At 42.7% G+C, this 12897-nt stretch carries 11 protein-coding genes and 1 riboswitch; of the genes, 6 read left to right on the top strand and 5 right to left on the bottom strand.

The annotated features are described in order from the left end of the window. Positions 1 to 74 precede the first annotated feature (74 nt). Genes ACCB35_RS19410 through cobD form a run of 3 tightly spaced genes read left to right on the top strand, consistent with a single transcriptional unit; the run spans position 75 to position 2795 of the window. Positions 75 to 782, top strand: a complete 708-nt coding sequence (locus ACCB35_RS19410; RefSeq protein ID WP_374054926.1) for an adenosylcobinamide amidohydrolase — start codon at positions 75 to 77, stop codon at positions 780 to 782. Beyond that, positions 779 to 1744: an adenosylcobinamide-phosphate synthase CbiB gene (gene cbiB / locus ACCB35_RS19405; protein ID WP_374054925.1), complete on the top strand. Its 966-nt coding sequence runs from the start codon at positions 779 to 781 to the stop codon at positions 1742 to 1744. The genes ACCB35_RS19410 and cbiB overlap by 4 nt, the downstream gene beginning before the upstream one ends. After that, on the top strand, positions 1719 to 2795 hold the full coding sequence (cobD, locus tag ACCB35_RS19400) for a threonine-phosphate decarboxylase CobD (protein WP_374054924.1): 1077 nt from the start codon (positions 1719 to 1721) through the stop codon (positions 2793 to 2795). The genes cbiB and cobD overlap by 26 nt, the downstream gene beginning before the upstream one ends. A gap of 45 nt (positions 2796 to 2840) precedes the next feature. Here the strand turns inward: cobD and ACCB35_RS19395 are convergent, their stop codons facing one another. From ACCB35_RS19395 to ACCB35_RS19380, 4 genes are all read right to left on the bottom strand, one after another. Then, on the bottom strand, positions 2841 to 4076 hold the full coding sequence (locus ACCB35_RS19395) for a dicarboxylate/amino acid:cation symporter (protein ID WP_374054923.1): 1236 nt from the start codon (positions 4074 to 4076) through the stop codon (positions 2841 to 2843). A 177-nt stretch (positions 4077 to 4253) separates the two neighbouring features. Further along, the gene (locus ACCB35_RS19390) at positions 4254 to 5648 is read right to left on the bottom strand and encodes a sensor histidine kinase (protein WP_374054922.1); all 1395 of its coding nucleotides are present in this window, start codon (positions 5646 to 5648) and stop codon (positions 4254 to 4256) included. After that, positions 5629 to 6321, bottom strand: a complete 693-nt coding sequence (locus tag ACCB35_RS19385; protein ID WP_374054921.1) for a response regulator transcription factor — start codon at positions 6319 to 6321, stop codon at positions 5629 to 5631. The genes ACCB35_RS19390 and ACCB35_RS19385 overlap by 20 nt, the downstream gene beginning before the upstream one ends. A gap of 23 nt (positions 6322 to 6344) precedes the next feature. Next, complete coding sequence (locus ACCB35_RS19380; RefSeq protein WP_374054920.1) at positions 6345 to 7577, bottom strand: hypothetical protein; 1233 nt, start codon at positions 7575 to 7577, stop codon at positions 6345 to 6347. A gap of 169 nt (positions 7578 to 7746) precedes the next feature. Between ACCB35_RS19380 and ACCB35_RS19375 the strand changes: the two genes are divergently transcribed. Further along, entirely contained in the window at positions 7747 to 8700 is a 954-nt protein-coding gene (locus ACCB35_RS19375; RefSeq protein ID WP_374054919.1) for a polysaccharide deacetylase family protein, read from the top strand. Positions 8701 to 8810: 110 nt separating this feature from the next. On the opposite strand, the gene ACCB35_RS19370 is transcribed toward ACCB35_RS19375, so the two are convergent. Next, a complete protein-coding gene (locus ACCB35_RS19370) occupies positions 8811 to 9659 on the bottom strand; it encodes a DUF1206 domain-containing protein (protein ID WP_374054918.1) in 849 nt (282 codons plus the stop codon). Between the two features lie 200 nt (positions 9660 to 9859). Next, positions 9860 to 9996: riboswitch (cyclic di-AMP (ydaO/yuaA leader) on the top strand. Between the two features lie 239 nt (positions 9997 to 10235). Here ACCB35_RS19370 and ACCB35_RS19365 point away from each other — a divergent pair. Both ACCB35_RS19365 and ACCB35_RS19360 read left to right on the top strand, forming a co-directional pair. Continuing rightward, entirely contained in the window at positions 10236 to 10892 is a 657-nt protein-coding gene (locus ACCB35_RS19365) for a TrkA family potassium uptake protein (protein ID WP_044338318.1), read from the top strand. A gap of 3 nt (positions 10893 to 10895) precedes the next feature. Beyond that, positions 10896 to 12218, top strand: coding sequence for a TrkH family potassium uptake protein (locus tag ACCB35_RS19360; protein ID WP_374054917.1), 1323 nt, complete (start codon positions 10896 to 10898; stop codon positions 12216 to 12218). Positions 12219 to 12897: the final 679 nt, after the last annotated feature.

Here is a 12897-nt window from a genome sequence, read left to right as displayed (position 1 = left end):
CTACTGACAGTAGTTTGCTTTTTTATTAGAAATAGTGATAGGGATATTGATATCTCCTGGGAGGAACAGATGATATGTATAACAGAAATAAAGAGTTTCAAAATCGTTTCATCATCAATCAACACTTACTTAGACACTCCAAGGACCAAATCATTCTTCAATCACCGATTCCACTAAAAACAATATCCTCTGCAGTCACCAATGCCGGAACAGGTTGGTATTCAACATTCGTCAATCGCCATGTATCGAAAAACTATAATAGTGAGGACCACCATGAAGAAATGAAAAGATTCCTTGAGCAAATGGGTGCCAAGGTGGAAGACACGGTTGGGATGATGACGGCTGTTCAATTGGAAGATGTCTGCTGGGGATTTTATGAGGAGGGATCATTTTCTGTATTCATTGTCGTTACCGCAGGAGTAGGCAATGCGGTTGATGCGAGTAGGAGTGACCGTCATTCGTTTGATCATTCACCGGGCACGATTAATATCTGGGTGTTTATCAATGGGAAAGTAACAGAGGCGGCAAGCGTACAGGGGATTATGACTGCAACAGAAGCCAAGGTGAAAGCTCTTGAAGCTCATAATGTAAAAGATCCCATTACAGGGAGTGGGGCAACGGGAACCTCTACTGACAGTGTATTGATCGCTAGCACTGAAGAGGGAGTGCTTCTGGAATATGCTGGTACGATTACTCCTTTAGGTAAAAGGATTAGTAAGGGAGTCTACGAGTGTACCATCCAAGCGATATCCAAGTATAAGAAAAGGGTGGGGATCTCATGATGATTCATCACTTGTTTGCTATAACCATTGCCTATGTGCTGGACCTATGGATTGGAGATCCACCAGACTGGCCTCATCCTGTTAAATGGATGGGAAAGGCGATTTCTCGTATGGATCGTAGATTGAATAGAGGAAGATTTCTAAAAAGTAAAGGCATAGTGATGGTATCGATATTGGTAATATCGGCATTTATTCTTACCTCCTGCATTATTTGGGCAAGTTATTCTATTCATACCATTATAGGGATCTTGATAGAAGCAATCATCATCATGACGACCATCTCCCAGAAGAGCCTGAAATTGGCGGCTTTAGAAGTATTTCACCCGCTTGAAAAAAACGACATGGAAACAGCGAGGGAGAAGCTTTCTTATATCGTGGGGAGAGATACAGAACACTTAAATGAAAGTGAAATCGTAAGGGGAACTGTTGAGACCGTTGCGGAAAATACTAGCGATGGGATAACGGCTCCATTGTTTTGGGCGTTGATCGGCGGTGCTCCACTAGCCATCGTGTACAGATGTGTGAATACGTGTGATTCCATGGTGGGATACAAGAACAAGCGGTACATCGATTTTGGGTGGGCGTCAGCCAAGCTGGATGACGTACTGAATTGGATTCCAAGTAGAATTACGGGAGTCATCCTATATTTCTGTAAACGACCTGAATATTTCTCTTACAGAGAAGGTTTTCGAATTTTACAGGAAGATGCCAAGAAACACCCCAGTCCAAACAGCGGCTGGGGAGAGGCGGCTGTAGCTGCGAATTTAGGAATACAACTGGGGGGACTCAATACATATAAAGGAGTGGTCTCAGATCGGGCGAAAATGGGAAGGAAGGCTTTCGAGTTAGAACGAAATCATATCCCGAAAACCATTGTCCGAATGCAGAAGGCTTGTTTCATCTTTATCATCGTTCTTTGGATAGGAGGAATTATTTTTGGTATTACCAGATCATGGATCTAATCCACAGTATACATATAAAGCAATGGATATTAGGATGCCTGAACAAATCGTTGATCTAAGTGCAAATATTAATCCTATTGGTCCACCAACTGTTTTAAAAGAGATATGGAAAGACCTGATAGATGAGATCGTTACGTATCCTGATCCGCATTCTGTAGCATTACGAAAAAGCATTGCACGGAAGGAAGGGCTAGAGCCAGAAGCGATACTTATTGGTAATGGCGGCGCAGAACTGATTCATCAAATTGGTAGATGGTTGTCCCGTTCCAATGTTATGATCATTCATCCCACTTTTTCGGAGTACGAGAAGGCTTGTCAAATCAATGATTGCACAATCCATCATTTTATTTTAAAAGAGAATGATTGGGACCTTGATTTGAATCGATTGAAAGTCACTCTGCCGAAAATGGATGCTGTCTTTATATGTAATCCTACCAATCCGACGGGTGTGTTGTATTCTGCTTCCAAGTTAGAAGAAATCATTATGGAAGCTAATAATGAGCAGTGTTACGTGATTGTGGATGAAGCATTTTATGATTTTCCTTTGGAAGAGATAACGGTAACCCCTCTGGTAAAGAAATATACAAATCTCATTGTTTTAAGAAGCATGACGAAAATGTTTAGTATTCCTGGGATCCGCCTAGGTTTTCTTATGGCTGGGGAAACAGTGGTGAGAGAATTGGAAAACTATCAGGTTCATTGGAGTGTAAACGGGATCGCTCAAAAAGTAGGGGAAATACTCTTGGAGGAAAAGGATTTTATCCGTCAGACTCAATACATGGTGAAAAAGGAGAGGGAGAAGTTATTTGCATTTTTCGACGAATCCCAATTTCGCTATTCACCAAGTCAGACAAACTTTTATCTCTTAAGGGATCCGTGGCTTAACGATCAAACCGAGTTATTTCGCTTTCTGTTGGAGAATGGGATTGTGAGCCGCCATACCCATAATTTCAAGGGATTGGATGGAAGGTGGTTAAGGTTTGCCGTTAAGGGAGAATTAGACCACGGAAAATTGATGGATGCCTTAACGGAATGGAAATCCCGTCCTTAAATAAAACAAGCTTGAGCCACCTCAAGCTTGTTTTTTATTCGATATTTATACGGAAGCTGCTTCCTGATTGTCTCTGTTCTCCGTCTTATCAATAATCGACGTACCAACCAAATCCCCCGTCACATTAAGAGCCGTACAACCCATTCCAACCAGGGCATCAATCGCTGTCAGGAGGGCGACGGTTTCCATCGGTAACCCCAGCTGTGCGAAGACAGTGGCAATCATGATGATGCCTGCTCCTGGAACACCGGCAGTTCCGATCGATGCCAGTGTTCCGACGAGGACGACTACCAGCATGTCAGTCAAACTTAAAGGATTGCCGACTACGTTTGCTGCGAAAACAGCGGACACTGCAATCCGGATCGCAGCACCATCCATATTGATTGTGGCCCCAAGGGGTAAGCTGAATCCGTATAAGCTCTTCGGCAGACCAAGGTTTTTCGCAGCGTTTAAAGTTACAGGCAGGGTACCCGAGCTGCTCTGAGTCACAAATGCCGTAATCATCGGTGTTCTTGCTTGAGCAAAGAACCTGCCTGGGCTGATTTTAAAGAAGAGTAAGGCGATGATATAAATGGCAATTTGAACAAACAAAGCAATGTAAAGAACCAGTATCATGTTTCCTAGAGACAATAGTGTATCCAATCCTTGTTTCCCGACCGTTTCAGCCATGATGGCGAAGATACCGATCGGAACATATTGAAGGATCACTTTCATGATCGCTAGGGTCGCTTCGTTTAACCCGTTCACGACTTTATATACCTGTTCACCCAGTTCATGGTGCTCGGATGAAGACCTTAAATAGGAAATCGCAATACCAAACACAAGGGCAGTAAAGATGATTCCCAGGAGGTTCATATCCGTGAATGCCGTGACGATATTCTCAGGAATAATATTCAGGAGTACACTGGTCACTCCTGGATTTTCGGGTACTTCAAATTTCTCCGTCGTATCGAGGGTCATGCCCGTTCCCGGGTTGAGAATACTTGCAACGGCAATCCCTACCACGATCGCTAATGCCGATGAGAATAAATAATATAAGAACGTTTTTCCTCCCATTCGCCCGAGTTTGCTCACATTGGTCTGGTTCACGCCAACCATCAATGTAAACAGAATAAGAGGGATGATAAGAAATTTAAGCAAGCGAATCAAGATATCGCCCAAGGGGGAAAGGACGGATGCATCTTTTCCGAATATCAGTCCGACCGCAATCCCCAGTACAAGAGCAACGGTTATTTTCACAATAAGGGACGTATCTAGATAACTTTTCCAAAGAGATTTCATTGTAGCCACTCCTTCTATTTAGTAGATTTCCCCAAATATCTGAAACATACTATTTTTCATAATTCTGATAGGTTTAGTAAGGATTCATTGTCATAAGATACAACAGAATGAAAGGAGTGTCAAAATTCATGCCTAATCCATTATAAAGAAAGAGCCTGGATTCAAAATCCAAGCTCTTTAAGAACGTAAGGGAATGGTGAAACCGGCAGTTGTACCTGAACCTTTATCACTTTTCACAAACAATTTTCCATGGTGCAATTCAATGATATTTTTACAGATCGCTAATCCTAACCCTACCCCATCTGAATTCTCCCTCTCCTTATAGAATAAGGTGGCAATTTGGTGCAGGTGTTCCGGGTGGATTCCATGCCCCTCATCTTCTATTTCAAAGGTAAAATGGGAATTCGTCTGGATATAACGAATGAAAACCGTTGAATTCGGCTCCGAGTACTTAATTGCGTTATCTAAGAGATTGATCAACACTTGTCGGATACGATTTTCATCGGCGAATAGATCCATTGTCTCATCGCTTTCCAACAGAATGGATATATTTTTTTGTTTCCGTTTTTGGTCCAGCTGTAGAATGACTTCATTGAGAATCCGATTGAAAGAAAAGGTAATGGGGTGAATCGTAAATGATCCATTTGAAAAGCGCGAGAAATCCAATAAATCCTCTACCATTCCAATTAATCGATTCGTTTCGTTTGAAATGATTGTTAATCCCGTTTTATTTTCCTGAACATTTTGTAAATCACCGGTCAGCAATGTTTCGCTCCATCCTTTAATACTCGTAAGGGGAGTGCGAAGTTCGTGGGAAACGGAGGAGATGAACTCATTCTTCATTTTCTCCGTTTTAAGGAGTTCTCTCGCCATGTCATTAAAGGACGTACTCAATGTTTGGAATTCGTCCTTGTACTGTCCGACAATTCTAGTTTCCAATTCTCCTTTGGCAAGCTTCTGTGATGCTTCGGTCAGTTCAATCACTGGATTCGTTAAATTACGGGCAAAAAGTGTACTTACCATAAAAACGATAAGCAAAATAACGAGTCCAATTAAAAATAAAGAAAGCAAGATCGTTCGGAAATTGTTATCGAGTGATTCCAGGGATGTAATAAACCGGATCAATCCAATGGTGTTATTCTCTCCATTCAACGGTACCGACACAGCCAAAATATGCTCACCTGTAATAGGATGGTCGCCGATCCAAGTTCCGCTGCCATTTCGAAATGCCTCCTCAATATCCTTGAAGGCAGGCTTTTCATCTGGAATAAAGCCAGTCGAAGAGGATAATAAGTCTCCACTCGCGTTCAATATTTGTGTTTCGGCTTGAGGGATGGAGAAATTATTTTGGATATTAGTCAATTCATTTCTCAAAGTAAAGGAGTGCAGGTCCATATACTTATTCGCAAACTGTGACGAGTTGACCGCATGATTCTTCAGCATATCTATTGTACCGTTGTAGTAATACGAATAGATTCCTGAAACGAGAATGCCCAAAAATAATAGAATGGTTAAGGTGATAAGAGAGACGTTCTGAATGAGTAATCTTCTTTTAATTCCCATTTTCATCATTCCAGCGATACCCATATCCCCAAACCGTCAGGATATAGTGAGGATGGGAAGGGTCTTTTTCAATTTTTTGACGGATTCGTCGAATATTCACATCCACAATCTTCGGATCACCTGCGTATTGAAGTCCCCATATTTCATCCAACAAATCATTGCGGGAGACCGCTTCTCCATTTGCCTTGAAAATGATGCTGAGTAATTCATACTCTATCGGGGAAAGGTCAATCTTCTTTCCTTGAACGAATAGTAGCCTCTTCTGTTCGTTTAGCGTGATGGGGGACTGGCTATCTTCCTTGACCCGATGAACATTCATTCTTCTCAGTAACGCTTCTATTCTAGCAATGAGTTCATTCGGACTGAATGGTTTCGGAATATAATCATCTGCCCCGTTCATCAACCCGTGTACCTTATCCATTTCCTGCACTTTGGCCGTTAACATGATGATTCCAATGGATGGGTTCCAATTTCTGATCTCTTTACATGCTTCAAAACCGTTCATACCGGGGAGCATGACATCAAGTAAGACAATATCAATGGGGGGGTGTGCTTTCTTGACCAGGTCGATTCCTTCCTCTGCGCTACCAGCTTGCAAGACAGCGTATCCGTATCGCATTAAGTTAATCTCGATAAAGCCACGGATGGATTCTTCATCTTCAATAATCAAAATGTGCTTCATCCAACTACACCTCCATTTTCACATCAGATAGGCTGGAAGAGACGCTTGCCTATTGCCGTTGAGTATTTTGTTACATATGTGAATTGATTGGTTTCATATAATAGATTCCACCCTTTTGGCAGTGGTTGACCTTTGTCAATCGCGTATACATCATATAGCACGCTGCCCTCTTTCATGGAAAGAAATTGCACATAACGTCCGTCTTCTGATTCCTCCACTTTTACAGAAGGCCAGTCTTGTGGAATCTCGAACCTGTATAAATAAGCTGCATTTTCGTAGTATCGATGAATGAGCTCGGCTTGTTTTTGATCGGTGAGCTGATAATACTCATTGATGAAAGGCATTTCAGAATAGGCAAGATCATCATCGCTTGCCTCTTTTTGAAGAGTGAATTCAAGGATTCCATCTCCGTTCGAATCTTCACTATTCACGGCATATGCCCTGAAAAGCTCTTCCTCCTTCATGTTTTTCGGTAGGACATTCCTCAACTTCTCACCCTCTACACCAATAATGAATGACGTAGACGAATGAGCACCCACACCTGCATCCAGTATCGCTCCTTTTATTGAAGGGGAAATGGACCCGGCTAAGGAGTGGTAGTAAGGGTATACATATGGATCTAATTTCAGCTCATCTAACACGTTCATTTTATGATTGCTGAATTGATAAAGACGTACAGAATGGGACTGGTTTGGTACCAGTGACGCGAGGAGGATCTCCCCTTGATCATCTTTCGTGAAGTTCCCTGAAAAAAATGCACTATATTGGGATTCAAACAGCTTCTGTGGTTTACCTTTAGTCAGGTCGAACACGATCAATGCTTTGTCTGAAGCGTCTTCTGAGAAAGAGAACCCAACCAGTATTTCTTTGTAGCCATCCTGATTAAAGTCCAGGAATTCCACTTTATGTAGTTCCCTTCCAAGGTCCTTCAATTTCATTTTTTCCTTCCATTCCCCTTTTTCTTCTTTTAGAACAATGGCTTCCATTTGAGAGGTTTGATCAGGTAGTCTATAAAATACGATCAATTCGTTCGTTTGATCATGATCTAAATCTGCTTCAATCATTTTATTCGCTTGTTTGTTTTCAATCGGTGAAACCCATTCCGCCTGTGAAGGAACATACTTTCCAATCGCTTGTTTCACTTCCTGCTGTTTAACCGGAAGTTCAGGCGGCTTAAGTAATGAAGTGTTGGATTGGAATAAAGAGCAACCCGTGCACATCAAAAGACTTCCCATAAGGAACAAAATCTTCTTCAATTGATCATCACATCCTGCCTATAGCTTTCACTAGTATAGTGTAAACTCAATCGACAAAAGTAACAAAAAAGTTACAAAAGTCGCGCTTGCTTTGTAACCGGAAAGTAACCCTTTTCATCATCTATGATCCTATCATTAAACGTAACAAGAATGCAGAAAGGTGATCGACATGGGGAGACAACGAAAAAAAAGAAAATGGATTAAGCCCATTGAGTTGGGAGGATTGGCGGGAGTGATCGTGCTATTACTCATTCTTTCTACTTCGTGGCTACTTAACATTGGTGAAGCGAAGGTTTCAAAGGAAACAATCACTCCACAAAAAGTAGTCCAGGGAGAACCTTCTGAAAAAGAGGAAGGCGTATCGGGGGGACCTGTAGTAGGGGATGAGGATCATGGGCGCAATTCTCATGAAGAGAAACAAGAGGCTAATTCCAGTGAAGCTGTAAGTGTGAAAGATGACAATCATGATGAGGAAGAGGAAATGGAAGAACATTCGGCCAATGTGACTGACCAAGAGAATACCGGCGATGAGAAGACGGTTTACATAACATTCGATGATGGTCCTAATGAAAATACGGAAGAGATTCTACAAGTACTTGATCAATATGGAGCGAAAGCGACCTTCTTTATGCTGGAACCGAATATGAAAGAGCATACTGAGGCCGTACGGCACATGGTGGCAGAAGGTCATGGTGTAGGGCTGCATGGTGTCACTCATGATGTATCTGAAATCTATCAATCTAGTGAATCGGTTGTACGGGAGATGCTGACGGGTCGGTCTACTTTAGAGGACATTACGGGTATTCGCAGCGATCTGATTCGCGTTCCTTATGGGTCTGTACCCAATATGAAACCGGAATATTTGACAGCAGTAAAGAGAGAGGGATTAAGACTATGGGATTGGAATGTGGATAGTGAAGATTGGAAATTTCATAATGGGGAGTTTGTTCATAGTGTCTTGGAACAGTTAGCTTCTTTTCCATATGAAAATCAGTCAAAAATCATTCTTATGCATGAAAAGCATACGACACTCGCTTATTTAGAGTCCCTTCTTGAGAAGCTGACGGATCAAGGGTATATCATGAAAGCATTAACTGAACAAATGGAACCAGTGACGTTTTAGGGAATGAGAAATCAATTAATCAAGTCGATTGAGTTTAAATAGGGAAGCAGTAAGTGTATATGATATCGGAATAGAACAAAGGAGCGGCCGATTGGCTGCTCCTTTGGTATTCAATAAATACTCATATGACGGTTTTTCCCTTTTAAAATCTGGAAAACACCATATACAAATAATCCGACCGCTACTATCCCCAGCAGCCATTGTCCATATGGTTGTTGAGCTATCTTAGAAAGTGCTCCATCCAACCCTTGCGTTTTATCAGGATCGGCAGTGATTGCAGTTTGAATAAAGAAATAGCCGATCAATAAAAAGACGGTGCCCCTGGAGTATAACCCGAGCTTTCCTGTCTTTCTTCCCAGTTCCCATTCTTTTTCGGACATTTCATGACGTTTAAATTTGTTCGTGTATTTCTCAGTATAAGCTTTATGAATTTCATAGAGTGCATATCCGATAATGATGAGTCCGATAATCCCGACAATCCATTGACCAAAGGGCTGAGACAATAACTTGGCGGATAAGGTTTGTTTAGAACCCGAACCGGAGCTTTTGGCATGCATCGCAATGGCGAAAGCATTATAAGTCAAGGAACCATAGGCAATCCCGCTGATCAGATTAGCGAGTCTTCTAAACATGGATTTCCCATCGTTTTTCACATGTTCCGGATCCTTCACCACTTGAATGAGGCGCCAAAGAACGATTCCGATCAGACCAATACCTAATATCCACAGAAGGACTTCCCCAAAGGGTTTGCTCGCCACTGCTGAAAAGGCACCACTCGAGTCCGAAGTGCTTCCTCCTATTCCGAGAGCCGCCATAACGGCTAAAGCGCCGATCAGCATATAAACTAATCCGCGTGAAACATATCCAATTCGAGCAAATCCCCTTATCCAGGGTTTTATATCATTTGATGAAACAGATGAACTCGTGTTTGATGATGTAATGGATGAAACTCCTGCCATTTACGCTTCTTCCTTTCTGATTCTATTTTCGTGAGACTTATGTATGCTATTCCCCGGAATCTGAAAAAAGAAACCTTTTTATCGAACAGTAAATGCTGGATGGATTGATCTGAATTTGCCTTTTTCTTTTAAAAAAATTTTTACATAAAACCTATTTACAACGAATTAGGAGAGGAGTAATATATCTATCATCAAATGAATATTCTTTATCGCTTAATTCATTTTTGAAGCGGGGGACCCGAGTATTTAAGGGGTGAATCCTTTCTTTTGAAAGGTAGGGCTACTTCCATGACCCGAATCCGTCAGCTAACCTCGTAAGCGTAATGGGAGAGGATGATACTTGTGATCGATTATGGATGACCACAGGCTTAGTTCCTGTTGGTCTTTTTGCGTTGTTTAGATGTTTGGCTTCTGTAGGCTTTAGGCAGGACGGCATAAGACAAACCAGCCAAAAGGCAAAGGTTTCCACCAGGATCGTCTTATGTTTGTGGCCTCAGTTCGAGTTGCCTGAGCCTTTGCTGTAATGAAGAAGTACTATATGGTTAAGCTATTAAAAAGGTTTTGGAGGATTTCATCATGAAAAAGCAGTTTGCCGTTATTGGATTAGGGAGATTTGGAGGAAATCTGGTTCAGGAATTAGCTGACCTGGATGTAGAAGTATTAGCCATTGATATTCATCACGATGTTGTCCAACAATATATAGATATTGCCACGCATGCCGTGCAAGCGAATGCGATGGATGAATCCGTTTTGAAATCCCTTGGGCTCAGAAATTTTGATCACGTGATCGTGTCCTTTGGGGATAATATAGAGGCAAGTATTCTTACCACCTTACTTTTAAAGGAATTAGGGGTTAAAGAGGTATGGGTGAAAGCTTCAAACGCTTATCATCAGAAGGTATTGGACCGGATCGGCGCCGATAAAGTCATTCACCCTGAACGTGACATGGCACGAAGAATTGCCCACCACATTACGTCAGAAAAGATCATTGATTATATCGAAGTATCGAAAGAACACAGTATCGTAGAAGTGCGTGCGTCTAAAAAGGTCGCGGGCAAAACCTTAATTGATCTGGACGTCCGGGCGAAATTCGGATGTAATATCATTGCCATTCACCGCGGGGAGGAAGTCATTGTATCCCCTTCTGCCGATGAAGTCATAAAAATGGAAGATTTACTCATCGTCATTGGACATAACAGGGATATCAACCGATTTGAAAAAGAAGGTGTATAACTTATGAAGCATAAGGTGATCCGGTTAAGCCCCCCTCAGCTTCTCGTTGTGACATTTCTATTTTTTATCATAGTAGGAATGGGCTTGCTTAAGCTGCCGTTTGCCACCACGGAATCGATTACCTGGCTGGATGCCTTGTTCACGACCACTTCAGCCATGACGGTGACTGGGCTTGCGGTAGTGGATACGGGAAATGCCTTTACCCTATTTGGTGAAGTGGTCATAATGAGTCTGATCCAAATCGGGGGACTGGGTATCATGTCCTTTGCCGTCCTGATCTTTATGATGCTTGGAAAGAAAATTGGGTTTAAAGAACGACTTCTCCTTCAACAGGCGTTAAATCAGACGTCTGTAGGAGGAGTCATCAAGCTTGTAAAATATTTGTTTATCTTTTCCTTCGTTGTAGAAGGCTTCGCTTTACTTTTACTGGCATCGGAATGGGTTCCGGAATTCGGATGGAGAAGAGGGTTGTACGTCAGTTTATTTCATTCTATTTCTGCGTTTAATAATGCAGGATTCTCCCTTTGGTCCGATAGTTTAATGGGTTACGTGGGAAGCCCCGTCGTCAATATCACGATTTCGTTTCTGTTTATTTTAGGGGGAATCGGGTTCACTGTTTTAGTGGACCTGTGGAAATCGAAAACGATCAGAAGGCTGTCCCTCCATACGAAAATCATGGTGGTTGGGACATTGGTCATCAATGTATTCGCTTTTATGATGATTTTCATCCTGGAGTATAATAACCCGAATACACTGGCTCAATTACCATTCCTGGATAAACTATTCGCTTCCTATTTTCAAGCTGTCACCCCCCGCACGGCTGGTTTTAACTCGCTAGATTATGGCAGCATGGAGCGCTCCACATTGCTCCTCACAATTCTTTTGATGTTCATCGGGGCCGGAAGTGCTTCAACGGGTGGAGGAATCAAGCTGACCACTTTTGTCGTGATTTCATTGAGTGTGTTTGCTTTCTTAAAGGAGAAAAGAGAAATTCGTATTTTCCGTCGTACGATCGATCAAAACTATATTTTCAAGGCCTTGGCCGTGTCGATGATCAGTGTGCTCCTTGTCTTTACGGCTCTGTTTTTTCTAGATATGACTGAAAAGAATGCTTCTTTCCTGGCTATTCTCTTCGAAGTGGTATCAGCTTTTGGAACGGTGGGGTTGTCCATGGGCATTACCGGATCTTTGACGGCCATAGGTAAATGGATCATCATCATCGTGATGTTTGTCGGGAAACTGGGCCCCCTCACATTGGCCTTCTCCCTATCAAGACCGGACAAAGAAAAGATACGCTATCCAAAAGAAGATATTTTAACAGGTTAATACTCAAACAACCGGCTCTCTTCATGTTTCCCTTCGTGGGTAATATAAGAGAGCCGGTTTTTTAATTCTTTTTTAAGGTTCTTTTCGTAAAGTTTGTTGCTCTTGTAGAGGAGAAAGTAATAGTTGATTTCCGCTACAGGATGCTCGCTTTCCGCGGGGCTGGCGGTGAGCCTCCTCGGCTGCGCCTCCGGGGTCTCACCTGTCCAGCTCCGGGGCTTAGGGGCTCGAGGTCATAAGCCAATTCTGCCAAAAAGGCAAAGAACGCCTTTCCGGCAGACTCGTCTTATGCTTGTCACCCCTGGGCAAAGCCCCTCCGCTTTTCGTACTGTCCAGCTCCGGGGCTTAGGGGCTCGAGGTCATAAGCCAATTCTGCCAAAAAGGCAAAGAACGCCTTTCCGGCAGACTCGTCTTATGCTTGTCACCCCTGGGCAAAGCCCCTCCGCTTTTCGTACTGTCCAGCTCCGGGGCTTAGGGGCTCGAGGTCATAAGCCAATTCTGCCAAAAAGGCAAAGAACGCCTTTCCGGCAGACTCGTCTTATGCTTGTCACCCCTGGGCAAAGCCCCTCCGCTTTTCGTACTGTCCAGCTCCGGGGCTTAGGGGCTCGAGGTCATAAGCCAATTCTGCCAAAAAGGCAAAGAACGCCTTTCCGGCAGACTCGTCTTATGCTTGTCACCCCTG

The organism is Rossellomorea sp. FM04394 (assembly GCF_041889765.1).
Lineage (GTDB): Bacteria > Bacillota > Bacilli > Bacillales > Bacillaceae_B > Rossellomorea > Rossellomorea aquimaris_B.
The sequence above is the reverse complement of the archived record's forward strand: the minus strand, read 5'-3'. Positions and strand labels throughout refer to the sequence as shown.